The organism is Amycolatopsis sp. cg5, assembly GCF_041346955.1.
Lineage (GTDB): Bacteria > Actinomycetota > Actinomycetes > Mycobacteriales > Pseudonocardiaceae > Amycolatopsis.
The window spans coordinates 5,617,059-5,642,171 of the sequence record NZ_CP166849.1; the positions used below are offsets into that span (position 1 = coordinate 5,617,059).

The 25,113-nt window shown below is 66.3% G+C and carries 20 protein-coding genes; 14 read left to right on the plus strand and 6 right to left on the minus strand.

Annotation, left to right across the window (positions count from 1 at the left end; genetic code table 11):
- The first annotated feature begins 160 nt into the window (after nucleotides 1–160).
- Genes AB5J62_RS24850 through AB5J62_RS24885 form a run of 8 tightly spaced genes read left to right on the plus strand, consistent with a single transcriptional unit; the run spans nucleotide 161 to nucleotide 9,969 of the window.
- Nucleotides 161–1,321 (plus strand): DegT/DnrJ/EryC1/StrS family aminotransferase, encoded by a 1,161-nt coding sequence (locus AB5J62_RS24850; RefSeq protein ID WP_370942345.1) that lies wholly within the window; start codon nucleotides 161–163, stop codon nucleotides 1,319–1,321.
- On the plus strand, nucleotides 1,318–2,451 hold the full coding sequence (locus AB5J62_RS24855; protein WP_370942346.1) for a DegT/DnrJ/EryC1/StrS family aminotransferase: 1,134 nt from the start codon (nucleotides 1,318–1,320) through the stop codon (nucleotides 2,449–2,451). Before AB5J62_RS24850 ends, AB5J62_RS24855 begins: the two co-directional genes overlap by 4 nt.
- The gene (locus AB5J62_RS24860; RefSeq protein ID WP_370942347.1) at nucleotides 2,448–3,374 is read left to right on the plus strand and encodes a UbiA family prenyltransferase; all 927 of its coding nucleotides are present in this window, start codon (nucleotides 2,448–2,450) and stop codon (nucleotides 3,372–3,374) included. Before AB5J62_RS24855 ends, AB5J62_RS24860 begins: the two co-directional genes overlap by 4 nt.
- Entirely contained in the window at nucleotides 3,371–4,696 is a 1,326-nt protein-coding gene (locus AB5J62_RS24865; RefSeq protein WP_370942348.1) for an NAD(P)/FAD-dependent oxidoreductase, read from the plus strand. The genes AB5J62_RS24860 and AB5J62_RS24865 overlap by 4 nt, the downstream gene beginning before the upstream one ends.
- Nucleotides 4,693–6,240: a class I adenylate-forming enzyme family protein gene (locus tag AB5J62_RS24870; protein WP_370942349.1), complete on the plus strand. Its 1,548-nt coding sequence runs from the start codon at nucleotides 4,693–4,695 to the stop codon at nucleotides 6,238–6,240. Before AB5J62_RS24865 ends, AB5J62_RS24870 begins: the two co-directional genes overlap by 4 nt.
- Complete coding sequence (locus tag AB5J62_RS24875; protein WP_370942350.1) at nucleotides 6,231–7,049, plus strand: class I SAM-dependent methyltransferase; 819 nt, start codon at nucleotides 6,231–6,233, stop codon at nucleotides 7,047–7,049. Before AB5J62_RS24870 ends, AB5J62_RS24875 begins: the two co-directional genes overlap by 10 nt.
- Nucleotides 7,046–8,437 carry a CoA transferase gene (locus AB5J62_RS24880; protein WP_370942351.1) on the plus strand — a complete coding sequence of 464 codons (1,392 nt, stop codon included), beginning with the start codon at nucleotides 7,046–7,048 and terminating at the stop codon, nucleotides 8,435–8,437. The genes AB5J62_RS24875 and AB5J62_RS24880 overlap by 4 nt, the downstream gene beginning before the upstream one ends.
- The gene (locus AB5J62_RS24885) at nucleotides 8,434–9,969 is read left to right on the plus strand and encodes a class I adenylate-forming enzyme family protein (RefSeq protein WP_370942352.1); all 1,536 of its coding nucleotides are present in this window, start codon (nucleotides 8,434–8,436) and stop codon (nucleotides 9,967–9,969) included. The genes AB5J62_RS24880 and AB5J62_RS24885 overlap by 4 nt, the downstream gene beginning before the upstream one ends.
- 14 nt (nucleotides 9,970–9,983) lie before the next feature.
- Here the strand turns inward: AB5J62_RS24885 and fni are convergent, their stop codons facing one another.
- The 6 genes from fni to AB5J62_RS24915 all read right to left on the minus strand — a co-directional run bounded on the left by fni (nucleotide 9,984) and on the right by AB5J62_RS24915 (nucleotide 18,271).
- Nucleotides 9,984–11,057, minus strand: a complete 1,074-nt coding sequence (fni, locus tag AB5J62_RS24890; protein ID WP_370942353.1) for a type 2 isopentenyl-diphosphate Delta-isomerase — start codon at nucleotides 11,055–11,057, stop codon at nucleotides 9,984–9,986.
- Between the two features lie 22 nt (nucleotides 11,058–11,079).
- Nucleotides 11,080–12,423, minus strand: coding sequence for an NAD(P)/FAD-dependent oxidoreductase (locus tag AB5J62_RS24895; RefSeq protein ID WP_370950323.1), 1,344 nt, complete (start codon nucleotides 12,421–12,423; stop codon nucleotides 11,080–11,082).
- Between the two features lie 2 nt (nucleotides 12,424–12,425).
- Complete coding sequence (locus AB5J62_RS24900) at nucleotides 12,426–13,364, minus strand: hypothetical protein (protein ID WP_370942354.1); 939 nt, start codon at nucleotides 13,362–13,364, stop codon at nucleotides 12,426–12,428.
- 181 nt (nucleotides 13,365–13,545) lie between these two features.
- A complete protein-coding gene (locus AB5J62_RS24905) occupies nucleotides 13,546–15,828 on the minus strand; it encodes a SulP family inorganic anion transporter (RefSeq protein ID WP_370942355.1) in 2,283 nt (760 codons plus the stop codon).
- 530 nt (nucleotides 15,829–16,358) lie between these two features.
- A complete protein-coding gene (locus tag AB5J62_RS24910; protein ID WP_370942356.1) occupies nucleotides 16,359–17,381 on the minus strand; it encodes a terpene synthase family protein in 1,023 nt (340 codons plus the stop codon).
- Entirely contained in the window at nucleotides 17,378–18,271 is an 894-nt protein-coding gene (locus tag AB5J62_RS24915) for a cyclopropane-fatty-acyl-phospholipid synthase family protein (protein ID WP_370942357.1), read from the minus strand. The genes AB5J62_RS24910 and AB5J62_RS24915 overlap by 4 nt, the downstream gene beginning before the upstream one ends.
- Nucleotides 18,272–18,923: 652 nt before the next feature.
- On the opposite strand from AB5J62_RS24915, the gene AB5J62_RS24920 reads away from it, so the two are divergent.
- From AB5J62_RS24920 to AB5J62_RS24945, 6 genes are all read left to right on the plus strand, one after another.
- A complete protein-coding gene (locus tag AB5J62_RS24920) occupies nucleotides 18,924–19,724 on the plus strand; it encodes a trans-aconitate 2-methyltransferase (protein ID WP_370942358.1) in 801 nt (266 codons plus the stop codon).
- Nucleotides 19,721–21,304, plus strand: a complete 1,584-nt coding sequence (gene hutH, locus AB5J62_RS24925; RefSeq protein WP_370942359.1) for a histidine ammonia-lyase — start codon at nucleotides 19,721–19,723, stop codon at nucleotides 21,302–21,304. Before AB5J62_RS24920 ends, hutH begins: the two co-directional genes overlap by 4 nt.
- A 173-nt stretch (nucleotides 21,305–21,477) precedes the next feature.
- Entirely contained in the window at nucleotides 21,478–21,624 is a 147-nt protein-coding gene (locus AB5J62_RS24930; protein ID WP_370942360.1) for a hypothetical protein, read from the plus strand.
- A 207-nt stretch (nucleotides 21,625–21,831) separates the two neighbouring features.
- Nucleotides 21,832–22,542, plus strand: a complete 711-nt coding sequence (locus tag AB5J62_RS24935; RefSeq protein WP_370942361.1) for a tRNA-dependent cyclodipeptide synthase — start codon at nucleotides 21,832–21,834, stop codon at nucleotides 22,540–22,542.
- 72 nt (nucleotides 22,543–22,614) lie between these two features.
- Nucleotides 22,615–23,931 carry a LuxR C-terminal-related transcriptional regulator gene (locus AB5J62_RS24940; protein ID WP_370950324.1) on the plus strand — a complete coding sequence of 439 codons (1,317 nt, stop codon included), beginning with the start codon at nucleotides 22,615–22,617 and terminating at the stop codon, nucleotides 23,929–23,931.
- A 174-nt stretch (nucleotides 23,932–24,105) separates the two neighbouring features.
- Nucleotides 24,106–25,068, plus strand: a complete 963-nt coding sequence (locus tag AB5J62_RS24945) for a terpene synthase family protein (protein WP_370942362.1) — start codon at nucleotides 24,106–24,108, stop codon at nucleotides 25,066–25,068.
- Nucleotides 25,069–25,113 lie beyond the last annotated feature (45 nt).

A 25,113-nucleotide genomic window follows, 5' to 3' on the forward strand; every position in this document is an offset into this window, starting at 1 on the left:
CCCGCGAAGCGTAGCGAGAACGAATTTGTGTGATTTCAGGCGACTTGTCAACGACTGCCACGCGACGTGACCAGGAAGAGTGAACTCAAGCCGGGCACAAGTTCACTCTCACGACCACTCATATCCTGATTTCGTTGTCCCGCAAAGGAGGTCATGCTCGATGCCAAGCCAGCCGGTCGCGTTCTTCACCCAGGCGAACACTTTTTCGGAACTGTGGCCGGCAGTGCGTTCCCGGATCAGCGCGGTGCGGCGGAACGGAAAGTACTCGCATGGCCTCGCAGTGGCCGAGCTGGAAAAAGCGCTCGCCGAATACACCGGCGCGAAATACGCCATCGGAGTGAACAGCGGGACGGACGCGCTGGTAGTGGCCCTGCGCGCGGCCGGGCTCGAGCCGGGCGACGAGGTGATCGTGCCCGCGTTCTCCTTCATCGCTTCGGCTTCGGCGGTGGTGCTGGCGGGTGGCCGTCCCGTGTTCGCCGACATCGAGGACGACGGCTACGGGCTGGACCCGGTCGCCGTGGCGGCCGCCCGCACCACCCGCACGCGGTTCGTCATGCCGGTCCACCTGTTCTGCCAGCCCGCGGACCTCGCCGGGCTCAATGCGGTCGCCATGGCACACGGCCTGACGGTCATCGAGGACAGCGCCGAGGCGATCGGCATGCGGTACGCGGGCAGGCACGCCGGACTGTCCGGCGCCGCCGGCGTGCTCTCGTTCTTCCCGACTAAGACTCTCGGTGCGCTGGGCGACGCGGGTGCCGTGCTGACCGACGACCCGCGAATCGCCGAGACGGCGGACGCGCTGCGCCACCATGGCCGGTTCGGCCGCACATTGGCGAACTTCCCGGCGATCTCGACCGCCACCGGGCTACCGGGGCTCAACAGCAAGATGGACGACATCCAGGCAGCCGTGCTGCTGACGAAACTCCCCCGGCTGGAGCAGGACATCGCCCGCCGAGCCAAGCTCGCCGGGCTCTACACGGATCAGCTCACGGGTGTGCCGGGGATCCACAAGCTGCCGTCGGTGGGCCATCGCGGGGCGGAGGTCCGCGGTGTCTGGTACGTCTACGTCATCGAGGTGGACCGGCGCGACGAACTGGCCGCGTATCTGGCCGCGCGCGGCATCGGCACCGAGGTCTACTACCCGGTCCCCCTGCACCTGCAACCCTGTTTCGCCGGCCACCACCACCGCGCGGGCGACTTCCCGAACGCCGAGCGGGCCTGCCTTCGCACCCTCGCGCTGCCGCTCTACCCCGACCTGACCGAACACGAGGTCACACACGTCTGCCGGACGATCCTCGAGTTCGCCGAGCGCACGCGATGACCATTCCGTTCTTCGCCCCCGATCTGTTCGACGCCGACCACGAGACGCTGCTCGGACTGGTGCGCGAGGTGGGACTCGACCCAGAGCAGAAGTTCATCCTCGGCTCACGCACCGCCGAATTCGAACGGGTGCAACGAGACGCGGTCGGCGCGGCGGACGCGATCGCGTGCGGCAGCGGAACATCGGCCCTGCTGCTGGTGCTGACCGCGATGGGCGTCGGCACCGGTGACGAGGTGGTGGTCCCGGCATTCGGCTGCGCGCCGCTGGCCGCGGCCCCGGCACTGCTCGGCGCGACCCCGGTGTTCGCCGACATCGACCCGGTCACGCTCGTAGCCGACCCGGTCGAAGCGGCGCGGCTGATCGGCCCGCGCACGAAGGCTCTGCTGCCCGCGCACATGTTCTCGGTGATGGCCGACATGCCCGCGTTCCGGCGGCTCGCCGACTCGACCGGTGTCCGGCTGCTCGAGGACTCGGCGGTCGCGCAGGGCGGCACGCTCGCAGGCCGGCCGGCCGGGATGTGGGGCGACGCGGGGGTGTACTCGTTCGTCCAGGTCAAGACGTTCGGCATGCCGGGCGAGGGCGGACTGGTCGTCACCGGGGACGAAGAGCTGGGGCAGGCCATCCGCATGCTGCGCAACCACGGGCAGGATGGGCGGCAGCGGTTCGTGCATCACCGGATCGGCTGGAACAGCCGGTTCGACGAGATCATGGCAGCCTTCCAGTTGCACCGTTTCCCTTCCTTCCCCGAACGTTTGAACCGGCGGGCGAAGATCGGCGAGTACTACACCGAACGCTTCGCGTCGCTGGCCGACCGCGGGATCCTCACTCCCCCGCGTGACCGCGATGGACGGTGCTTCTACGTCTACAACCTGCTCGCCGACCACCGGGACGCGCTGCTCAAACACCTCGCGGACGCGGACATCGACTCGCACGTCTACTACCGCTCGCCGCTGCCATCCCAGCCCGGTTTCGCGCGTTTCGCCAGGCCGGGCGAGGCCTGGCCGGCCGCCGAGCGGGCCTGTCAGCGCAGCCTCGCACTGCCGATCCATCCGATGCTCACCGACGCGCAGGTCGAGCACATCGCGGACGCGGTGTGCCACTTCGCCGACACGAAGAGGACTTCCCGATGACGGCCGTCGCCGAGAAAACCGGGTTGGGCCCCTACGCCCGGCTCGCGAAGCTGGACATGTTCGACTACTACCTGGGTCTGCCGTTGGTCTGGGCACTGCTCGCCCCACCGATGCGCACCGATGGATCCGTGGTGACCACGCTGCTTCTCTTCGGTGCGGGCGAGGTCTTGGTGATCGTCGCGATGGTCGCGCTCGACGACCTGACGGGCTATCGCGACGGCAGCGACCTGCACAACTACCGGCCCGACGCACCCGCACGCAGGCTGGCTCGCAAACCGCTGGTCGCGGGCACGCTCTCCGAACGGCAGGTCGTCAGGTTCTCCGGGCTCACCGCGATCGCGGGCGCCGTGGTCTGGACTGCCGCGCTGGTCACCGCACCGCATAGTCCACTATGGACGGTGCTGCTGGTGGTCGTCACCTACTTCTTCTCGCTCCAGTACTCGTGGGGCCTGAAGCTGAGCTACCGCGGGTTCCAGGAGTTCTTCCTCGCCGCACTCGGCTGGGCCGTCGTGCTCGCACCGTACGGGCTCGTCACCGGCGACGTGACCGGCTTCGTGATGGCGCAGGCGGTGGTCTTCGGGCTGGGGCCGCTGCTGGTCGGGGTGTACTCCAACACCAACGACATCGAGGGTGATCGAGGCGTCGGGCGCCCGACCGTCGCTGCCCTCACCGGGCCGCGCGGGAACATGCTGTTCGTCGCCGCGCTTTCGGTGTTCGAGACCGCGGTGATCGCGGCGGCCCCTTGGCTCGGCGGGCCTTGGTGGTTCCCGCTGGCGTTGCTGCCGACGATCGCACTGCGCGCGTGGCAACTATGGCTGGGCTTCGAGGCAGGCGACATCCTGCGAGCCCGCAAGCTGGGCATGTGGCTGCACCGGCTCACCGTCGTGCTGTTCGTCGGCGTCGACCTGATGGCCATCCGATGAGCGTCGACGTCGCGGTGGTCGGCGCCGGGATCGCCGGGCTGGCCGCCGCACGGACGCTGGCCGACGCCGGACACAAGGTCCGTGTCTTCGAGTCACTCGACCGCGTCGGCGGGCGGATGGCGACCATCCGGACCGCCGGGTATCGCATCGACACCGGTGCCGAGCAACTCGCCGAACGCGGTTACGAGAGCACTTGGGCCTTCATCAGGGAACTGGGTATCGACTCCAGCGACGCGATTCCCCGGCTCGGCGCCGGGATCTCGGTATGGAGTGGCGGCCGAGCCCGCGCGGGGGTGACCCGGCTGTCCGGACTGCTCACCGGAGCAGGCCTCGCGTTCCCCGCCAGGCTCGACCTGATGAAAATGCTGTTGCTGAGCCGCTCCGACTTCGACCCTGATCGCCCGGAAGAGAGCCCGATCGGCTCACGAACCCTGGCCGAACTGGGCGACGGACGGCACCGAGACCTCACCGAGCACCTGCTGCAGCCGGTCGCCTCGGGATTCTTCGGATGGGATCCGGCGCGCTCGGCGGCCGCACCGTTCCTGGCCCTGCTGGCCGCGGTCGGGCCGTCGTCGACCTGGCGCACGTACCGCGACGGCATGGACACACTGGCCCGCGCGCTGGCACGCGGCCTCGATGTGCGGACCTCCTGCCAGGTGCGGCGGGTGCTCACCGAACCGGACGGCGTCCGGGTGGTCACCACGACCGGCGAGACCACGGCGCGAGCGGTCGTGCTGTGCGTGCCCGCACCGGTCGCGCTGGCACTGCACCCCGGTGCGACGGAACGGGAACGGGCGTTCCTGTCGGCCTGCTCGTTCACCCCGGTCGTCAAGGTCAGCTTCCGCCTGGACCGACCGCTCGGGCCACCCGGGCGACCGGCCAGTGTCGTGCTGGTGCCGGGCGTCGCGGACGGCACGGTGTCGACGATCATGGCCGACCACGTCAAGGCACCGGACCGGGTGCCTGCCGGCGCCGGGCTGGTCACGGTGATGGCACGCCCGGCCGTCGTCCCCGACTTGCTCGAAGCGTCGGACGAGTCCGTCGTGCAGACCGTCGGAGCGGCGGCCGAACGGTACGTGCCGGGACTGGCTGGAGCGACCGTCGGCACGCTGGTGCACCGGTTCCGGCACGGCCTGCCCGAAGCGACCCCTGCCGCGCTCAGGCTGCGTCGCGGTTTCGAACAGGGGCTGGGCGGTGCCGTCGACTACGCGGGCGACTGGGTGCAGCTGCGGCCGAGCAGCGAGGGCGCCGTCCGCACCGGGCGGCGCGCGGCCAGGCGAGTGCTGTCCCGGCTCGCCGCACGGGTGGGGAGTGTTCGATGAGACCACACGACATGGGCACGTTGTTCGACGAGGTGGCCGCGCGCGGTGCGGCCACCACCGTGCATCTCGACCGGCCGCTCGACGTGGCCACCGGCACCACGTTCACCGTCGCCGAACTGGCGGAGCTCGTGCGCGAAGCCTCCGGCTGGCTCGCCGGGGCCGGGGTCCGCCGCGGAGACCGGGTAGCGATCGTCAAGCGCAACCACTGGGACTACGACCTGCTCGCGTGTGCGGCGATCCGGCTTGGCGCGCTGCCCGCGCTGATCTCCGGGACGCTGCCACCCGAGGTGCTGGAGCTGGTGGTCAACCGGTTCGATCCGACGTTGCTGGTCACCGATCGCGACCTGTCCCACCGCGACGCACGCGTGCTCTCGCTCGGCGAACGCCTGCCCGGTTCGCTGGTTCTCGACGACGTGCGCGGGACGGCGCCGCCACCGCCGATCCGGCGAGCCGACGATCTGCCACTGGTGGTCAACCACACCTCGGGTACCACCGGGCCGCCGAAGCTGGTGGTTCACACCACCCGGACCATCATCACCCGGCTCGCCCGGTTCGAGGCGGTGCGCTGGCCGGTGGTGGGCATCCGGCGCGACGACGTCGTGGCGAACGCGAGCGCGTACACGCATGGCCGGACGTTCTGCTGGACGGCGAGCGTGTTCTGCCGGGCGCCGAGGCGGGTCGTGCTGCTTGCCGAGCACGACCCCACCACCGCGGCCAGAATGCTCGGTGAGCACCGGCCTACCGTGGTCGAGGCGCTGCCGTCGACGTATGTCGGCTGGCGTGGGCTGGCGGCAGGGCAGGACAACCCGTTCACCGATGTCCGGCTGTACGTCAGCACGTACGACGCGATGCATCCACCGGTGGTGCGCGCGCTGCTGGGTGCCTCTCGTCGCAGGCATCCACTGTGGATGCAGGGCTGGGGTCAAACCGAGACCGGCCCGCTGACCTTCCGGTTCCTCACCCGCCGCTCGTTGCGCTCGGACCGGCCGACCACACGTGACCTGGGGCGTCCGGTGCCGGGCCGGACGCGGCTGCGGGTGATCGACCCGGTTACCTTGGCCCCTGTCCCCCGAGGCGGGACCGGGCTCGTGCTGGCCCGCACGCGGGCACGCTGCACTGACTACGTGGGCGAACGCGATCGGTGGCGGGGCAAGGTTTCCGGGGCCTGGTGGAACACCGGGGACCTCGCCAGGCGCACCCGGACGGGCGCGGTGCTGCTCCTCGACCGAGAGGTCGACGCGATCCCGGGGCTGAGCTGCCTGGAACTGGAGGATCTGATCGAAGACCGCCTTCCCGACATCATCGAATGCGTGCTGCTCGGCGTGCCCGGCAACAAGCCGCTACCCGTGCTGGTGACCGCGACCGGGACCTTCGACACGGCGACTTGGATCACGGCGACCCAGGACCTGCCACCTTTCGCGAGCCCACGGGTGCTCACCTGGAACGAGGTGCCGCGCACCGGAACCGGCAAGGTCCGTCGCCGGGAGCTGCTGGCGGAACTCGCCGGCCGCGCCGAAACACCGGGGACCGGCCAATGGACCTGACCATCGGATCGAGGGACGACTTGTCCATTGTGGAATCCGGCTACGTGTTCGGGCGAAGCTGGGACCAAGCGCGGCAGCATCGTCTGCTCGGCGAAGCCTACGACCAGGTCACCTGCGCCCGGCTCGCCTCGACGGGGGTCAGTGACGGCTGGCGCTGTCTCGAAGCGGGCGCGGGCGGTGGCAGCGTCGCGCATTGGCTGGCCAAGCAGGTCGCGCCGAGCGGTTCGGTGACCGCGACCGACCTCGACCCCGGCTGGGTCCCGCCGCACCCCGGCCTACGGGTGCTACGGCACGACCTGGCGCTGGACCCGTTGCCGGAGCGGGCGTACGACCTGATCCACGTCCGGCTCGTGTTACGGCATCTGCCGCAGCGACGGGCGGTGCTGGACAAGCTGGCCGCGGCATTGAAGCCGGGCGGGATCCTCCAGATAGACGAGTTCGATCAGAGTCACGGCCCGGCGTTGCTCGCGCCGGATCAGGCTGCGCTCGCGCTGTATCGTGACTTCGTCGAGGCCAAGGAGCGGATGTTCGCGGACGCGGGGGTGGCAGGCGACTGGGGCCGCCGCGTGGCGGCCGAGATGGTCGACGCCGGGCTGACCGACGTCGACCCCGAACCCGCGATCTTCCCGTGGCAGGCCGGTTCGCCGGGGGTCGAACTGCTGATCTTCCTCACCCGGCGGCTGCGAGACGGTCTGGTGGCGGCCGGGATGACCGACGAACGGCTCGCCGGGGTGCGCGACCTGCTGCGTAGCCCGGGTTTCCGCGCCACCTCCGGCGTCTTTTACACCGTGCAGGGACGCCGGCCATGATGCCTCCGGCAGTGGACAACGCGGTGGATCTGAGCTGGGCGGGACCGGTGGACCTCCCGCTGCACGGTGAGGCGGACGTGCAGGCCGCATGCGGTGTGATGCATGTCCACGGCCGCCGCCGAGGGGCACCCACCCGGCTCGGCTTCGACTACTGCACCCTCGTCGCCAGGGAGCTGGCCAGGGTGGGCGCGCTCGCGGTCCACCTGGCCGGTGCGCGAGGGCTGCGACTGACCCGAGTGTCCACTTCGGTCGCCGAAGCCGCGCTCCTGTCCGTGTCCCAGTATCTGGCCGCCGCCTCAGCGGGAGAAGAGCCTGGCCGACCTGGCGAAGGTCCGCCATTCGTTTCCGCCGAAGGTGTGCGATTCGAGCTGGAGACTCTCGACACCGAGGTCTGGCAATCCTTCTGGACCGAGCTCGGTGTGCCGGACGCCGCGATCCGAGACGGCTGGCCACCGTTCGTCCGACGGTTCGCCACCGCCGTGTGCGCGCTGCCGGGCGAACTGCGCGCTCGCACCGGAACACTGCCCCTACAGTCCATTATGGACACCGCGGCCGCGACCGGGATGAGCCTGGTCCGAGTGGCCGATCGGCCGCTCACCGACGTTCCGGCATTCACCGTGACCCAACTGCTGGTACAGCGTCCGCCCGCCGCTTCGGACGGCACGATGCCGCTGGCCGGGCTCCGAGTCTTGGAGTCCGCCCGCCGGGTGCAGGGGCCGCTCGCAGGACACCTGCTGCGGCTGCTCGGCGCATCGGTACTCCGGATCGAGCCACCGGGCGGGGATCTCGCGCGCGGCGAGGCACCGCTCGCCGCCGGGGTCTCCGCCCGGTTCCACGCCCTCAACCACGGCAAGGAGTTGGTCGAGATCGACCTCAACACCCCGGCCGGGCGGAGAACCGTGCTCGACATCGCCGTCGACGCCGATGTGTTCCTCCACAACTGGGCTCCGGACCGCGCCGCCGCGCGCGGCCTGGACTTCTCCGATCTCGCCAGGAGAGCGCCCGGGCTGATCTACGCACACGCGTCGGGGTGGGGTAACGCACTCGGACCTCGGCCACCAGTGGGAACGGACTACATGGCACAAGCGCACAGCGGGTTCACCTCCCCGACCCTGATGACCGTTGTGGACGTCTTCGGCGGCATCGTCAGCGCGCACGGCGTGGTGGCAGGCTTGCTGCGCAGGCAGAAAACCGGTGGCGGACAACTTGTCGAGTCCTCGCTGCTATCCGCGGCGGCGCAGCTGAACTCTCAGGCCCAGGCGTCCGTGTCCGCCCCGTCGACGCCGGTCTGCGACGACCTCCGCGCACTGGCCGCCGACCCCCGCTTCGACCGTGCGCTGTCCTGGGACGGCTGTGTCCTCCCCCGGTCGCCATGGCGGTTCTCATGAGCGGCTGGACGTCGTCCGCCGGCCTGGCGATCCACGACCTGGTACCTGAGCGCCTCCGCCGCCGCTGGGTAGCCGAAGGGTATTGCCCGGACCGCGACCTCTATTCACTGTTCACCGGCCAGGCCCGCTCACGACCGCACCAGGCGGCGGTCATAGACGACGAGGGCTCGATGACCTACAGCGAACTGCACCGTGCGGTGCGTGCACTCGCCGGCTCCCTGTCCGCCGCCGGCCTGGGCACACAAGACGTGATCGGTGTTCAGGTCCAGGATGGACGACATGCCGTGGTGGCCGAGCTGGCGGTCGCGGCGGCAGGCTCGGTGTGCCTGCCGATCCCGCCGGGCCGGGGCGAGTCCGACCTCGCCACACTGCTGGGCGGGGCCCGCGCGGCCGCGGTGATCGTCGACAGCGCGTCACCGATTTCCCTGGTCCGCGAAAGAATCCAGTACCTGCCCGCCGTCTTCGTCTTGCCCTGCGACGGAACCGACCCCACCTCTCTGCCCGTACCGGACCCCGAAGCACCGGCTCGGATCCTGGTGTCTTCCGGCTCGGAGTCCACCCCGAAAATGGTCGCTTACAGCCACAACGCGATCGCGGGCGGCCGTGCGAACTACATCCGCGCGGTCCACGGCGACACCAGTGGCATCCGCGATCTGCTGTTGGTCTCCTTGGCGTCCTCATACGGTTCGTTCGGCGCCGCCGTGACCCTGTGCTGCCTGGGCGGGACCCTGATCCTGTGCGGGCGGTTCGACCCGGCGCGTGCGCTCCAGGCCATCGGAAAGCACCGCCCGACCCATGTCTTCGGCGTGCCGACGATGCTGCGCCGGATGGCGATGCTGTCGCCGTCGCACGACGAGGACCTCAGCTCGGTGCGGGCCATGGTGTCCAGCGGCGACGTACTCCACCAATCCACAGTGGACCTGTGCCGCCGCAGATTCGGGGTAGACGTGGTCAGCGTGTACGGCTCCGCCGACGGGGTCAACACCCACACCCGCGAACCCGAGCTGGGCACCGGTTTCCCGGACCCGGCGGTGACCGATATCCAGGTCAGGGGCGACGAAGTCATCGCACGCGGTCCGATGACCCCACTCTGCTACGTCGGCGCGCCCCAACTCGACGCCCGGTACCGGCTCCCCGGCGGCTGGGTGCGCACCGGCGACCATGGCCGCATCGACGACGATGGCCGCCTGCACCTGCTCGGCCGTATCAAGCGTGTGATCATCCGTGGCGGACATACGATCAGCCCTGCCGAGGTCGAACGCGAACTGAGCACGCACCCGGAGATCGCCGAGGTGGCCTGCGTCCCCATCCCCGACGCCGACCTGGGCGAGCGGCTCTGCGCCTGCGTGGCACCCCGGCCAGGCCGCGCCGTGCCTTCGCTGGCCGCGCTGGCCGAGTTCCTCAGCCAGCGCGGCCTGGAGCCCCGCAAACTGCCCGAGCGGCTGGCTGTCTTCTCGGAACTGCCGCTCGGGCACACTGGAAAAGTCTGCCACCGCACACTTTCGCAACTGGCTCGCCAGAGCCAGCAATGAGGCCGACGGCCGCCCTAGGGCGGAGAAGATCGCGCGGGGTCAATGCCGCGATCGGCACAGAAGTCACGCAGTTCGCCACAGATCCGCACCTCGCACCGCGCAAGGTCCGCGGGGGTTCGCGCGCCGAGCACGGTCATGATCGACTCGATCTGGTCCAGCCACGCTGAGATCTGGGTGATCAGCGCTTCCGGCCCACCGCCAAGCACGGTGCTGAGGAAGGTGCCGGCCACGCCTACCGCCCTGGCTCCGAGCGCCAGCCCGCGCACGACATCGAGAGGATGCCGCACGCCACCGGAGGCGAACAAAGGCAGGCCGGCGTCGGCGGCCTCCAACAGGCATGCGGGTGTGGACTGACCCCAATCGTCGATGTAGGCATAGTCACCGCCCACGCGCCTGCTGTTCTCGATACGCGCGAAGTTGGTACCACCACGGCCACCGACATCCGCGACACTGACCCCGAGTTTGCGCAGGTGCAGCACGGTTTGCCTGCTGAGCCCGAAACCGACCTCTTTGACGAAGACGGGAACATCGACGCCCAGCACGATCTCCTCGATCCGCGAGGCCCAAGCCGCGAACGACCGATCACCTTCCGGCATCACGATTTCCTGGACCGCGTTGAGATGGATCTGCAGTGCGTCGGCTCGTAGCAGATCGACTGCCCGCCGTGCCTGGTCCACGGTCGCGGTCGCGTTGACATTGGCCATGATGAACCCGTTCGGGTTCTCCGAGCGCAGCACGCTGAAGGTACTCGCGGTGGACGGGTCTTTCAGATAGGCGCTCATCGAACCGCTCGCGAGCGGAACGCCGCTCTCCCTCGCCGCGATGGCCAGGTCCCGGTTGATGGCACCGGTCTTGGCGCTTCCTCCTGTCATCGCGTTGATGTAGAGCGGATACTTCCACTCGACGCCCGCGACTTGGGCCGTCAGCGAGACCTCGGCACGGTCGATCCCGGCCAGCGCGTGATGGACGAACCGCACGTCGTCGAACTCGTTGTGCCCACCTGGCCGGTGGTGCTCGACTGCGAGCCGGACATGATCGTTCTTGCGGTCGGAGATCACCCGCGTCCGTCCTTTCTGGTGCGGCGGCATGGAACGGAACCGACGCTACACCTCATCGAGATCGTAGGTATTCGACCACTTTGGCCGCGGTTCGTTCACCACTGACAAGGCTCCCGTTCGTGGATGAGTACCCCAAATAGTCACTGCCGGCGAAGAAGACAGGATGCTGGGAGTGCAGAGCGGGCGCGATCGATCTCGCCACGCTGAGCTCCCCTGGCCGCCGATCGACGATCGCCTGCCGCACGCGAACCACACGCGCGAAGCCGAGATCGGTCTCGATCTCGGGAAGAATGCGCAGCTTCGCGGTCTCCTCTCGCACTCGTTCGACGATGTAGCCGTCGTCCCTGTCCCAGTTCTCTTCCGCCCAGCCGCTCCTCATGTAGGCGACCACCAGTCCCTTACCAGGAGGCACCCGGAGCACTGCATGGTTGTGCTCCAGCACATAGCCGGCGACCGCGGGGTTCTCGGGTCGCGGCACCACGAGGACGAGGGACTTCTCCGCAGTGGGCCGGTCAAGAGCGAAGGCGGTGTGAATGCTCGTGGTGTACTGGATGCCGCGCAGATACCTGGCGACATCCCGAGGCAACTGCGGATACACATCGGCCGCAACGCCGGGCGGAGCGGCGATCACCACGCTGTCCACGTGCCGCGTGCGTTCGGCTCCCGATGAGTCGGTCCAGCTGACCTCGGCACCGGACCCGAGCTTCCGCACCGACCTGACCTCGGCGTTGTGCTCGACCGAGACGTGCTCCGCCAACGCGCGGGGCAAGAAGGAAGCACCTTGGGTGGAAGTGAATCCGCCTGCTTTGCTGAACAGGATCCGCAGATAGAAGTAGGCGCAGGACGCCGCGCTGACGTCCGGGTCGGCGAGTGTGATACCCGAGATCGCCGGAGCGAGAAGATACTCGAACGCAGCGTTGCTGAAACCGTGTCGCCTGGCATGCCCGAGGAGTGTGTCGGCGTCCTCTCCGGCGGGCTTGGACATGTCACACCAGTCGAAGCCACGTTGCATCCGAAGATAGTTGATGCCCGCCTTGAGCCGGTCCTTCGCCGTGAATCCACGCAGGAACTCGTTCCGCAGCAGGGAGGCTGAAACACCGCTTGCCAGGCGTAGCACGGAACCATCTCGCAGGAAGCCGAAATCGTCCGCCGCGGGAAGAAGCTGGTGTGACGCCCCCACGTCCGCCACCAGCTTCAGCATGGCCCGATACGTCGACGGCAGCAGCGTCGCGCCGACGTCGATCGAAAAGCCGGCTTGCCGCAATGTTCCCATCCGGCCGCCGAGCAGTTCGGCTCCCGCTCGCTCCAGCACCGTCACTTCGCAGCCGGCGTTGCGCAGCCGGAACGCCGCGGTCAGACCGGCGATCCCGCCCCCGACCACCACGACACTGCCCATGCTCACCACGGCGCTTTTCCTCCCGTGGCCGAGTACCTGGCCGCGGCCAGGCTCCAGTCGATCGTTCCGCGCACCAGCGCTTCGACACACCTAACGCGGCGCTCGACCGCATCGCGCCCCGAACTCAGCAGTGACTCCTTGGCGGAAATAAACGTCTTGTGCCGAGAGTCCATCCAGTCAAGAGTCCTCTGCACAGCAACATCAAGCGATACATGATCGTCGCGATGCACAATCATCACCATGTTGCAGAACTCGCCGGCCGCGAGTTCTTTTCGAAAGGAGATCAGATCGTTCGCCGCGGCGGCGATATCTCCTGCCGCATCAAGCATCATACTGTGGTCGTAATCTGACAGCAACCAGGCAGGCAACTCCTCGCCGAGGACGATGTCAATCATCGGAAGGATGATTCCCCAGCCGAAAGTGCAACGCCGCCGCGACAGATACTCGTTGAGGTTCGGACGGTGCTCCGACACTCGACTCTTGTGTTCATCACACAAGAGTCGAGTAAGCTCAACTATAGCCTTCGAATAGCTGGCCCACCACGACTCCGAACTGTGCCCCACCATCCGATGACACCACCGCCACAGCCAATCCAGCATCGGTTCGCCAGGACGTGTTGCCGGACGCGAGACAACCCACTCCACCGCGGACAGCACATTGTCCGGGTTGGCCGACTCATCATCCAGGTAATCATCGACCAGGAAGAGCCAAACCACGATCTCACTTGCGAGATTGGCGGCACCGACGTCACCCAGCGGGTACATCCGCGCGACAAGCTCCGCAAATTTCGCCTCACGCAGCTGCCGTTCCGAAAAAACGCGTATCTCAGCATTGCATTGATCCAGGTGAGCGGATATCGAGGCGATATCCGCATGAACGAGGGAGTCGAATTGCGACCATGGCAACCGGCCGATGTCTGCGGTTGACGAGTTCAGTGACAAAATGCAGTCCTACGTTCGAATTAGGTGGATGATCTCTGCCGCGGCGCACCCTGTTGGCGTCCTTGGACGTTACCCACTAACAGGATCGAGCCGGAACCGGCCGTTCCACCCCTTGGACCCTCCGTGACCGCGTGGTTACGGCACGGGGCGGCCCGTCCGCCCAGCGGACGGGCCGCGCCGATCACGCGCTAGGGTGCCTCGGCTGAAGTACCTTCGCCGCGTCCGCCAGCGCGGCACTACCGGTCGGCGAGAAGGACCCGGTGCGCTTGTCGTACAGGTACACCCGCGCGGCGCCGACGTCGAAATACATCCCGACCAGTTCAACCTCGCCGAGCGCTTCGGCACGCCGGACGCTGGGATAGGCACGCAGGCAGTCCAGTTGCGCCAGCACATTGTGCAGCGCAAGCTGGTCCGCGCCGGATCGCGGTGGTTCGCCGTCGATGCCGATCGGCGAGTGTGAACGCGACCGCAGCAGGCTGTCCTCACCGTTCCGCAGCCACGAGCGCAACGCAGGCGAGTCGCCGGGCGCGCCGTCGAGCATCGCCTTCATCGCGCCACAGGACGAGTGGCCGCAGACGACCACCTCGCGCACGCCCAGCACGTCGACGGCGAACTCGACCGCCGCGCCGATCGATGCGTCCGCGCTGTCGGCGCCGGGCACCAGGTTGCCGATGTTGCGCACCGTGAACAGGTCGCCCGGCCCGCTGGTCGTGATCAGGTTCGGCACGATCCTGGCGTCGCTGCAGGTGATGAACAACGTCTGCGGTCGCTGTGAATCCGCCATCCTGCTCAACGTCGGCTGGACCAGTTTCGCCGTACGCCGCTGGAACTCCGCCATTCCGCGCCGCATCGAACTCTGCGCGGGCACTTTGGCCTCCGACCGCTGCCAGTCCGACCACGGTGCGAACCAGCGGGGCAGGAGCCGGTGTGCCTTGGACTTGTGCACGATGGGCTCACCCGCCTGCCCACGCTCGAACCACGGATGACCGACCTCGTCCACGATCACGATGCCACCGGCACTCTCGTATGCCTTCTGCCACGCGGAAAGCGCGTCGAACGCCGCGTGGTCCATGTAGTCGACGACCAGCTCCAGCGTGACGGTGTCGCCTTGGGGCAAACCACCCAGCACCAGCGACAGCCTGGGGATGGACAACGCGGCGAGTGCCCCTTCGACGACCACCCGCCAGCCGTCACCGTCACGTTCAGCGTGGATCCCCGACCACAACAGCCGCCGCAACATGGAGACCGCGGCCACCGCGATACCGATCACCACCCCGGACAGCAGATCGAGACACAGCACGCCGGTCAGCGTGATCAGATAGACGGGCAGGTCCCCGTGGCGCCGAATCTCACGCACGTGCGAAAAATTCACCAGTTTAGCGCCGACGTGCACCAGCAGCCCGGCCAGCGCCGCCAGCGGAATGTTCCGCAACAGCCCGGCGAACACCACGACGAACACCAGGATCCACAAGCCGTGCAGGATCGCCGACGACCTGGTCCGCGCACCCGACTGGACGTTGGTCGAGCTGCGCACGATCACGCCGGTGACGGGTAAGCCGCCCAATGCCCCGGACACCATGTTCGCCGCACCCTGACCGAGAAGTTCGCGGTCGAGGTTGGCCCGCGGCCCACTGTGCATCTTGTCGGTCGCCACAGCCGAAAGCAGGCTCTCCACACTGGCTACCAACGCAAAGGTGAGCACGGCGACGCCGAACGCGGACCAGCCACCGGACGGGAACACGGGCACGAACCTGATCTCGAGCAGATTCGACGGAACATCGACCCGCGCGACGCTCAACCCGGTCACGGCGGCCAACGTGGTCGCACCCGCGACCGCGACCAGTGGACCGGGAAGCCGGCGAACCACCGCGGGCAACCTTCCCCATAGCAGCAACACAGCGATCGTCAGCACGCCGATCAGCACCGCCGGCTCATGATGCTCGACGACCTGCCGAGGAAGCGCCTTCAGGTTGTCGATGGGGGAACTCTGCGGACCGCCACCGAGCACGACGTGGAGCTGGGCGAGCACGATAGTCACCCCGATTCCGGCGAGCATCCCGTGCACGACCGCGGGCGAGATGGCGAGCGCGGCCCTGGCGATCCGGCTTAGCCCCAGCAGCACCTGCAGCGCGCCCGCCACGACGGTGATCGCACAGGTAACGGCCCAGCCGAACTGGTTGATGGCATCGGCCACGATCACCGTCAGCCCCGCCGCCGGACCGCTGACCTGCAGCGCCGACCCCCCGAGAGCGCCGGCTACCACTCCCCCGACGACGGCGGCGATCAAGCCGGCGACAATCGGCGCGCCCGAAGCGAGCGCGATGCCGAGTGACAGCGGAACCGCCACCAAGAACACCACCAATGATGCGGGCACATCGTGGCGCAGATTCTCCCGCGCCGCTCCCCACCAGCCGTTCACCGGTGGCGGAGCATGCTCCCTCTCCCTGGCTACTTTGTCCATCATTGCTCATTTCCTCCGTGCTCAAGACCGATACGCGGGTCACCTGGCGGCCGGACCGGCGCCAGTGACAGTCCCGCCAACGATCAACAGATACCGGAGGACCAGCAAAGGTGTCGCATTCGTAAAGAAATTTTCAATGGATCTTTACTTTTGACGAGAACGTGACCTTTCTTTGTTTCGGCCAAGCCGACGTCAAAGTGACGCGCATCCCACTCCGACAGAGCAATACGGGCCACTCGTGTCACGCTAAGTAGTCAATGCCGCGCGGACACAACGGGCAACCTAGTCCATCCGGAGGAAGTTGTTTAACTATGCCCATTTAGACATAACCCATTGACCTGGAAGCCACTCGACACACCCTTGCCGGCCGGAGGGCAATGATGACTCACGCGAGTCCCACGGTGGGTCACATGATTTGCGTCGCCGACCACGCGTCAGCCTCCGCCGTTCACTTAGCACGCCCGCACCCAACGTGCGAACCTGTGCCACCACATGAACGGCTATCCGTCCCGACCTGCTCTCAGCCCTACACCTCAGCTCAAGAGATCCACCGTGTAGGCAGGCACACCGGAGCGCAACTCGTCCGGATGATTGTACCTTTCGATGTGATAGCGAGCGCTCAGCGCGTGATAATCGAAATTACCACGCAGGTGATCGCGATAGTCCGCGATAATGAGCAAAGCATCCTCGTAGTCCTGTCCCGAGATAGAGGCTGCAGCCAGTTGACGCGGCAACTCCTCCAACGCCTCAGTCACGCGTCGCACGCAGGCCGTCGCCATGAGATTAACCTGGTCGACGGCGTCATCCAATGACAGTTTCTGCTCGTCCCGGATAACCAGAACCGTGTTGTGCCGATGCCCTGCGGCGAGTTCACGATCCAGCGAGTAAATGTCGTTCACGAACACCTTGTGGTCCAGGACGGCCGTGCGCAGAGCCATGAATCCAGGATGGCAACGTACACGCATGGGCAGATCGACTCCGGCAACCGACTCACACCAGTCGATGTCCCAATAAGCGCCGAAGGAGTTCCTGCGTTGCGGCATGAACTCCCACATCGCCGGCCTACGATCGGCTACCCTGTCGATCGTATCTGCGTAGTAGGACCAAAGCCAAGCCGACATTTGCCCGCTGACGGACCTCAACCATTCCCTCGACCGCCCCTTCCTCGCGCGCGCCCAGAGATCGGCACACGCACGACCGAGCGCGGATTCCGGAGGAGGCGCCTCTTGCCTCATCGAGTTCAAGAGAGCTACTACTGCCCTCTCGCAGCGCACCGGATCGACTCCGATGCCGGTCCCGTTGTCGAACTGATCGTCCACCGCGAAAGCCCATGCCAAACGCTGACTCGCCAGCGTCAGGGCGGCCCTATCGGCTCGAGGAAAAGACAAAGCGGCAAGCATCGCCGGACGAGTTCGGTCCATATGCGCGCGCGAGGCAGGAGTTGGACACAATTCGAACTCGTCGACCCACCGCCACATAGCGACTTCGGCCTCTTCCAGCGCCGGACTGGGACCACACTCAGCGAAGGGAATCTCGATCTCGGGAATCTCGATCATGCCGCAGTCGCTACTTTCTCAAACTTAAGCAGACGCACGCTGATAGCCTCGTCCCGCCAAGCCCGGTAGAAGTTGGCATGCCAACGGGCCGACTCCATCAGACGCTGATACTCGACAGCATCGTCAACCTCAGCCAAACGGAGATCATTCCACGCGCCACTCTGAATCCAGAACTCCGACGTATCGGCTGTGATGTCTTTTTCCCCAACAAGGACGAACCCCGCACGGCGAGCAGCCTCGATATACTCGTCCAGGGTTCCGATCCTGGTTCGCCAGTAGTCGTCAAACGCCTCCCGGAACTGCGGGCGCTCCAAGAAGACGTCTTGCACACAAAACGCGGCACCATCCACAAGGACCTTGCCAAGCCGCTCGAAAACGTCCGCTCGATTCATGTAGCACAAGCTTTCCATCGCAACCGCACCGTCGAAACGGAGACCTGGCGGCAAGTCTTCGGCGCCGGAAAGCAGCGGGGAAACCTGGTGACCGACGCCCGCACGATCGGCAAACTCCGCAATGAGTGGAATATGCGCCTCGACATTTGTCACAGCCGTAACGCTGGTCGCACATTCTTGTGCCCAGCGGATCGAGCCACCTCCCAGGCCGCAGCCGACGTCCACAATGTCACCCCCAAGGCACGCCTTGGCTTCCCACTCGCGCGCCGCAACAAGAAGCAACGCCTCCTGCGCACGGGAGATACGTCGCTGAATCGTCTCCCTGTCAACATCGACGGTATCACGTTCACAATCGTCGAATACGCCGATATGGTAGTGCACGACAGGACCCGGCCCGTACTTCTCAATCAATGAATCGGTCTTATTGAAGAGATGATTCGCCGCTTTCAGATTTGCCACACTGCCACCCTGATTGAAGTAATGTTCGAGGATTCGCACATGGCTATCGTGCATCAAGCGTCCGATTTACGACATCATTCAGCCGACGACAATTTATTCACCATGCCTCATCTTCACTCCACTGAAGGCAAGAGAGCTCCTCACCTTCCGAGCTATACAACAGTGTCGCTTAGTGCGACGACGACTTCCACCCGGCGTCTCATTGGACGGAACTCCATGGCGGCCAACCAGCGAGCTTACCGCGGTTCATGCAGCTCGGCGGACTCATCCTGCGTCACACCAGGCCGCTTGACGTCCTCGACATCGTCGGCCGCATCCAGTTCGCCAGACGGTTCGGAGATCCACCTCACGACGTGGTTCAACGGCACCTGACACCGTCGAGCGACCTCCGCGACGCCGTTCTGTCCACCTTCGGCGAACTCGCCGACCCGATCCACCCTGCGGAACAAGGCTATCGCGCAGAGAACTCGACTATGCGATGGTCGGTTCCGCCTGTATACGGCGTTCATCGAGGAGGACTGCTTGCTTGCTGGCGATCGACTTGCACCGTCTGGGCGGAGGAGGTCCCCAGCCCTTCACCCACCAGCGAAACGATCCTGTTCCACGGAGCGTTGGAAAGATTGCGCTGACTGGTCCAGGCAGATTCACCATGCGCTTTCTTCATGAACATACAATTCCGAGGAGCAGCAGGGTGATCGAGAACCAAGAACGCTACGGCGATGCCATCTTCTCCCGGCAACATGCGAGCGAGGACGATCGTCTCTCCGCGCTGGCGGAAGCGCTCGACACCGCCACCGTCGACCGGTTGGCACGACTACAGCCACAGGGAAAATGGACCTGCCTCGACATCGGCGCCGGTCTCGGCACGATTTCTTACTGGCTGGCCAAGCACAACCCCGGCGGGCAGGTCGTGGCGCTCGATCTGGACACTTCGTATCTCCACCAGCCCAACCGACCGGAAAACCTGGAGATCCTTCAACGCGATGTGACCAGAACAGATTTTCCGGAAGCAGGTTTCGATCTCATCCACGCGCGCTGGGTGTTCTCTCATCTCGCTGATCGTGACACTGTCTTAGCGCGTGTCGTCAGCTGGTTGAAGCCCGGCGGCTGGCTGTATATCGAGGATCTCGCTGATTTCCCGATACACTCGTCACCGGACGACCGCTACCGCAAGGTCAGCGTGGCGTTGTGCTCGGCGGTGCAGCGACGGATCGGCACGAGCCTGGAATGGGCTCGCGCCTTTCCCCGGCCGCTATGGTCGCTGGGCTTGACAGATGTGCGGGCCGACGCGTTCGTCCCCATCGTGGGTGGTGACAGTCCGATGAGCCGCTTCTGGCGTCACAGCACTGACCAGCTCGCCGACGACCTGCGCGATGATTTCGACGTCAGCACCGATGACCTTGACTATCTGCGCACCAAGATGCGCGCCGTCGACTTCGCCGATTTCAGCCTGGCGAGCATAGCCACGTGGGGCCGTAGGGGCACGCCATGAGGCTGTTACTCGACGGGCATCACCTGACGCTCGAGGACGTTCGCGTCGCAGCGACATCTCCGGGGCACGGTGGATACGGTCTCGCTGACAGTGCCCGCGATCGGATGTCAGAATCCAGGCGGACGATGGCCAACCTGATCGACGCCGGGCTGCCCTTGTACGGCGTCACCACCGGATTCGGCGACAGCAGTCACCGCCAGATCAGTCCGCGCGACACCGCCGAACTCCAACGCAACCTCCTGCGGTTCCTACGTGTTGGCGTCGGTCCGATCGCCCCGGACCCAGTGCTGCGTGCCACGATGCTGATCCGCGCGAACTGCTTGGCGCGCGGGGACTCCGCGATCCGCCCTGAACCCGTCGAGCTGATGCTGAACCTTCTCGGCTTCGATATCCTGCCGATGATCCCGATTCAGGGGTCGGTGGGCGCGAGCGGGGACCTAGCGCCACTGTCCTATTTGGCCGCGGCACTGACAGGTGAGGGAAGCGTCCGTTCCGCAGGCATCGCGATCCCGGCCCAAGTCGCGTTGGCAGAGCGCAACCTGAGCCCGGTGACGTTGCTCGCCAAGGAAGGGCTAGCACTGGTGAACGGGACGTCATTCATGTCGGCGTTCGCCGTGTTGGCTGCCTGCGAGGCACGAGAACTGCTCTGGGCAGCCGAACTGTGCACCGCATTGGCCACGGAGATCCGCGCCAGCAGCACGGCGCAGTTCGCCCCGTTCCCCCATCAGCGCAAGCCTCACCCTGGTCAGATCGCCACATCTGCCCGGATCCACGCGCTACTCGCGGGATCCCGCCTCGCGGATCGACACGTCAGCGAGGCGCACGGCGTACCGGCCCAGGGAATCCACGAGCTCGCGCGAGGTGTACAGGACCCCTATTCCATCCGGTGCGCCCCACAGGTCCTCGGCGTCCTCGATGACACGCTGGCCTGGGCTACGGACTGGCTAACGGTGGAGATCAACTCGTCGAACGACAACCCGCTCTTCGACACGAACACCGCTACCGTCCACTACAGCGGCAACTTCTACGGTGGCCACGTGGCGGCAGCCGCGCAAGCGCTGTCCTCGGCCGTCGCGAGCGTGGCCGACTTGCTGGACCGGCAGCTCCAGCTGATGGTCGACGAGAAGTTCAACCTCGGTCTACCCGCGAACCTCGCCCCGAACGCCGGCATGCATCACGGCTTCAAGGGAGCCCAGATAGCCGCGTCCGCGTTGACCGCGGAAGCATTGCACCTCACCATGCCCGCAGGCTCGTTCTCTCGCTCAACCGAGTCACACAACCAGGACAAGGTCAGCATGGGCACCATCGCGGCCAGGCACACCAGCACCGTCCTCGGCCTAGCCACCACGGTCACGGCGATCCACCTGCTGGCATTGCTGCAGGCGAGCGATCTGGTCGACGCGAGCAAACTCGCTCCCGCCACCCGAGCCGTCTACGGCCACGTGCGAGAACAAGTCCCGTTTCTGCGGCAAGACCGTCCGTTGGACGGGGACATCGCTTGGGCCACCGAGGAGATCCGCACCGGCAGGATGCGCGCCGCGCTGGCCGGCGCCGTCGTCATGCCTTCGCGCCCTGGGTAAACCTGGTCACGCTCAGGCTCAGTTGACCGGTATCGGCGTCGGCATACTCGCCGCCCCAGCTCACGCACCTCACCTCCACCGGCAAATGCTTCGGAACATGCTATGAGCGCCGCCCGTGCTGACATGCGAGTCCGACCAGGGAGCGCGTGCCAGCGGTCAAAAGGCGCGCTGACATGCGCATGTCCACGCTGTGGAACACGACCATGACAAAGCAACACGACTATGCGATGGTCGATCTCGCTTCGCGCGAGGACACCCGACAACTGGGACTGTGGCCGCCGACCGACAAGGAGGATGACGTGCGATCAAACAATTCCTGACGCATCGCCGACCATTATGACGGCCCTAGTGTTCCGTGATCCCACTTGCCTTACGTCGCTGCGGCCCACGCGGCGAGACAACTGGCGGTGCCGCTGAAATCGGCCAACCGAAGTTGGCGGGCAAGAATTCAGCGATCGTGTCGCCACTGACAATCCGCTCCCTCGTGCTGGATGCCCAACCCTTACACCTTGAGTAGAGGAGATCTTGTGTCCCTGCCCACCAGTCAAGTGACATTCGAGCCGGTCAACGCGGTCAGCGAAAGTTTGCTGGTACAAGCGAAGCACGCCGTGGTCGCGCTTTCGCCGTTCAACAGCTACTACACGCAGGACATCATCAACCTGCACATCCGGGCCGCGATGGAGCATTTCGAGCACATCAACGTCGTGATTCCAGCCATGAACATGACACTGATGTTCGAGGCATGCGGCCTGACCCGCAGCCAGGCGGAGCACAAGGTCGACAAGAACCTCAGGGCCTTGCGTAACCGGATTCTGTACGCATTCGACGAAATGCTCGTTCCTCGCCGCTTGGCCGAACAGCTGCTCTGTCCCGTTGACACGCTTCAAGGCAATCCCGTCTACGACACACTGCTGGACAACGTCCGGAACGCGTTCCACGGCGGCGACCCGGTATTCCAGGAAGCGTGCATGACCACGGCCCGCGGAGTGATCCTGCGCCTATCGGGACGGCGCGCCGAACCCACCACCGAGCAGAAGCACGCGGCCATGGAGTTCCTGTTCTCCGAGGCCGCCGTGATGAGCGACTCTCCAGGCATTTTCAAGCAGGGACCATCGGTGCACCTCTACCACCGCGTCGTCGAATTCGCCGGCTGCCTTTTCGACAAGCAGCTGACCTGGACCCCGGCCGAGCACCAAGGCTACGCGGTCATCCGGCCGAATAAGGACGCCACCGAGTGAAATTCGACCTCTGCCACGAATTCCGGGCCGTCCAAGATCGGTTCGACGACCGCGAGATCCGCCCCGTCACCGCTGAACGCGGCCCCCCGGCGCCAAGGGCAAGACGGCCTTCCGGCGGAAGTCGCCAGCTTCCTGGGCCGTGGGCCGGAGATCGACCAGCTCCGACGCCTGTTGAGTAGCACACGACTGGTGACGCTGACCGGGACCGGCGGTGTCGGCAAGTCCCGACTTGCGATCCGGGCCGCGGCCATTGACGGCCAGGCCTACCGTCACGGCGTGCGCTACGCCGACCTCTCGTCGGCAGTCGACGACGAGACGGTGGACCTGGCACTGGCTACCGCGTTTCGCGTGCCGAAGCACTCATCGGAGCCCACTCGTCAGACGGTCCTCGACTTCGTGCGCGGCAAACGAATGCTACTGGTGTTGGACACCTGCGAACACTTGCTCGACAGCTGCGCGCCGTTGGTGGATGCCTTACTACGGGCTGCAAGCGAGCTGCGCGTCCTGACGACCAGCCGTCAGCCTCTTGGCTTGGCCGGAGAACACGTGATGCCGATCGGTCCGCTGCCGGTGACCATCGACGACACACCGGACGCGGCAGTGTGGCTGTTCGCCGAACGCGCTGCCGCGGCCCTCCCCGGCTTCGAACTGACCGAGGGCACGCTTGACCTCGTTGTACGACTGTGCCGTCGGCTTGAGGGAATTCCGCTCGCGATCGAATTCGCCGCCGCCAAGACACGGTCGTTACCAATCGAGCAGATTCTGGCCGGGCTGGACGACCGATTCGCCATCCTTCGAGGTCTGCGGCTGCCGATGCCGAGACATCGCACGATGCTCGCTGCGGTCGCGTGGAGCCTCGACCTGTGCACCCCGGCAGAACGCCTGATGTGGGCGAGGTTGTCGATATTCACCGGCGACTTCGACCTGGTCGCTGCCACCGAAGTGTGCGGGGCCGACTTGCCAGCGGGAGCGATCCGGGACCTACTCGTCGATCTGGTCGACAAATCGATCTTGCTGCACATGGCGGGCCGGTACCGGATGCTCGACACCATCAGGGAATACGGCGCGACGACGCTGGCCGCACTCGGTGAGCACGCCCGGATCAGCAGCCGCTACCAGGACTATTGCCTGGCGCTGACCGGGCAGGAGCCTCCCGGAGCCGCGCCGGCCGCCGTCCCGGTGTCGCGATCGGGGTCGCTGACCGGGCGGGAACGCGAAGTGGCCGAACTGGTCGGGCGGGGCCTGTCGAATCCGCAGATCGCCGAACGGCTGGTGATAAGCCGTCGCACGGTGGACGCTCACATGAGCCGGATACTCACGAAGCTGGGCATGCACAGCCGGACTCAGGTCGTGGCATGGATCGTCCGCGGCGGTCACACCGACACCTAGGTGTCGGTGACGCTGAGGCAATCAGCGAATCCACCGATGTGCCGTCCGGCTGCATCTGACCATGATGGGCACCGTCGACGGGAGCTCGAACCCGCACGCACCACGATCGGATTCCGTGCGCAGGCCATTTCCTCCCGTGGCCAAGCAAGCACTCGCGAAAAGGACACTCCGCTGATGACCACACCTCGCCAGGTAATGCTGTGGTTCCCGCACTCATGGGACACAGCACCGGCCGCTGATCTGCTCGCGGCCGTCGGCGGTCAGGTCCAGGACTGGAAACGAACAGCCACGCTGATTCCGTCCGGCTACGAGGACGAGTCACTCACCCCGCTCGCCCACGGCGAGACGTTCGCCTGTCACTCCTACCCGGCGGGGCGACCAGATCGGCTCGCGGTGATCGCCAGGTTCCTGACTCTGTGGACGATGGACGACGACGTCAGTGAACGGTGGGGAATCTCCCCCGAGTACTCCGCAGGCGTCCTCGCAGCCCTGCGCGGTGACGATGTGGGCGCCGTCGACCCATACCTGCGCGAATGGCAGGCGCTGGGACACGAGCTGCGCGGTAGCGGCCTCAGCGACGCCTGGTTCCGGCGACTACTCAGCAACTTCACCACCTGGCACGATCACGCCCGGCTGCCCGAGATCGGCAGAAAGGAGTCCTGCGACCAATACTGGCAGCGACGACCTGACGGCACCGGCGCTGTGGCCTGGCTGGACTTTCTCGAGTATGTGCACGACCGGGAACTCACTCAGGAACAACACGACACCGACTACGTCCGCGCCGTGTATGTCTTCGCCAAGCAGGACTATGTGGTCGCGTTCAACGACCCGACCTCGGTGGAACGCGACGAACGCCGAGGCGTTCCGAACCTGTGCTCGTTGATCGCACAGGAGCACAGGATCAGCCACGCCGACGCCGCGGCGCGGCTGGCCGAACGGCACCGGGCGATGGCGCGGCGGCGGCAGGCCGAAATCGAACGGGCGCGCGTGGACCGGCCCGACCTGGTCTGGTGGCTGGACCTGGCGTGTGTGCACCACCTGGGCATGGCTCGCGCGCACATTCCCGATCCGTCCCGCTACGGCGAACAGCAGAACCTGCCCGGCTCCTCGTTCCAGGTCGGTGTGACCGTCGGCTGATGGTCACATCCGCTCGTCCAGCGGAAGTTCACCGAAACGAAGGGA

Coding starts and splice junctions, on each gene's coding strand:
- AB5J62_RS24875 (WP_370942350.1), top strand. CDS start 6,231: ATGGACCTGACCATCGGATCGAGGGACGACTTGTCCATTGTGGAATCC.
- AB5J62_RS24885 (WP_370942352.1), top strand. CDS start 8,434: ATGAGCGGCTGGACGTCGTCCGCCGGCCTGGCGATCCACGACCTGGTA.
- AB5J62_RS24850 (WP_370942345.1), top strand. CDS start 161: ATGCCAAGCCAGCCGGTCGCGTTCTTCACCCAGGCGAACACTTTTTCG.
- AB5J62_RS24945 (WP_370942362.1), top strand. CDS start 24,106: ATGACCACACCTCGCCAGGTAATGCTGTGGTTCCCGCACTCATGGGAC.
- AB5J62_RS24910 (WP_370942356.1), bottom strand. CDS start 17,381: ATGATCGAGATTCCCGAGATCGAGATTCCCTTCGCTGAGTGTGGTCCC.
- fni (WP_370942353.1), bottom strand. CDS start 11,057: ATGCCGCCGCACCAGAAAGGACGGACGCGGGTGATCTCCGACCGCAAG.
- AB5J62_RS24905 (WP_370942355.1), bottom strand. CDS start 15,828: ATGATGGACAAAGTAGCCAGGGAGAGGGAGCATGCTCCGCCACCGGTG.
- AB5J62_RS24895 (WP_370950323.1), bottom strand. CDS start 12,423: ATGGGCAGTGTCGTGGTGGTCGGGGGCGGGATCGCCGGTCTGACCGCG.
- AB5J62_RS24855 (WP_370942346.1), top strand. CDS start 1,318: ATGACCATTCCGTTCTTCGCCCCCGATCTGTTCGACGCCGACCACGAG.
- AB5J62_RS24930 (WP_370942360.1), top strand. CDS start 21,478: ATGCGCATGTCCACGCTGTGGAACACGACCATGACAAAGCAACACGAC.
- AB5J62_RS24865 (WP_370942348.1), top strand. CDS start 3,371: ATGAGCGTCGACGTCGCGGTGGTCGGCGCCGGGATCGCCGGGCTGGCC.
- AB5J62_RS24870 (WP_370942349.1), top strand. CDS start 4,693: ATGAGACCACACGACATGGGCACGTTGTTCGACGAGGTGGCCGCGCGC.
- AB5J62_RS24880 (WP_370942351.1), top strand. CDS start 7,046: ATGATGCCTCCGGCAGTGGACAACGCGGTGGATCTGAGCTGGGCGGGA.
- AB5J62_RS24860 (WP_370942347.1), top strand. CDS start 2,448: ATGACGGCCGTCGCCGAGAAAACCGGGTTGGGCCCCTACGCCCGGCTC.
- hutH (WP_370942359.1), top strand. CDS start 19,721: ATGAGGCTGTTACTCGACGGGCATCACCTGACGCTCGAGGACGTTCGC.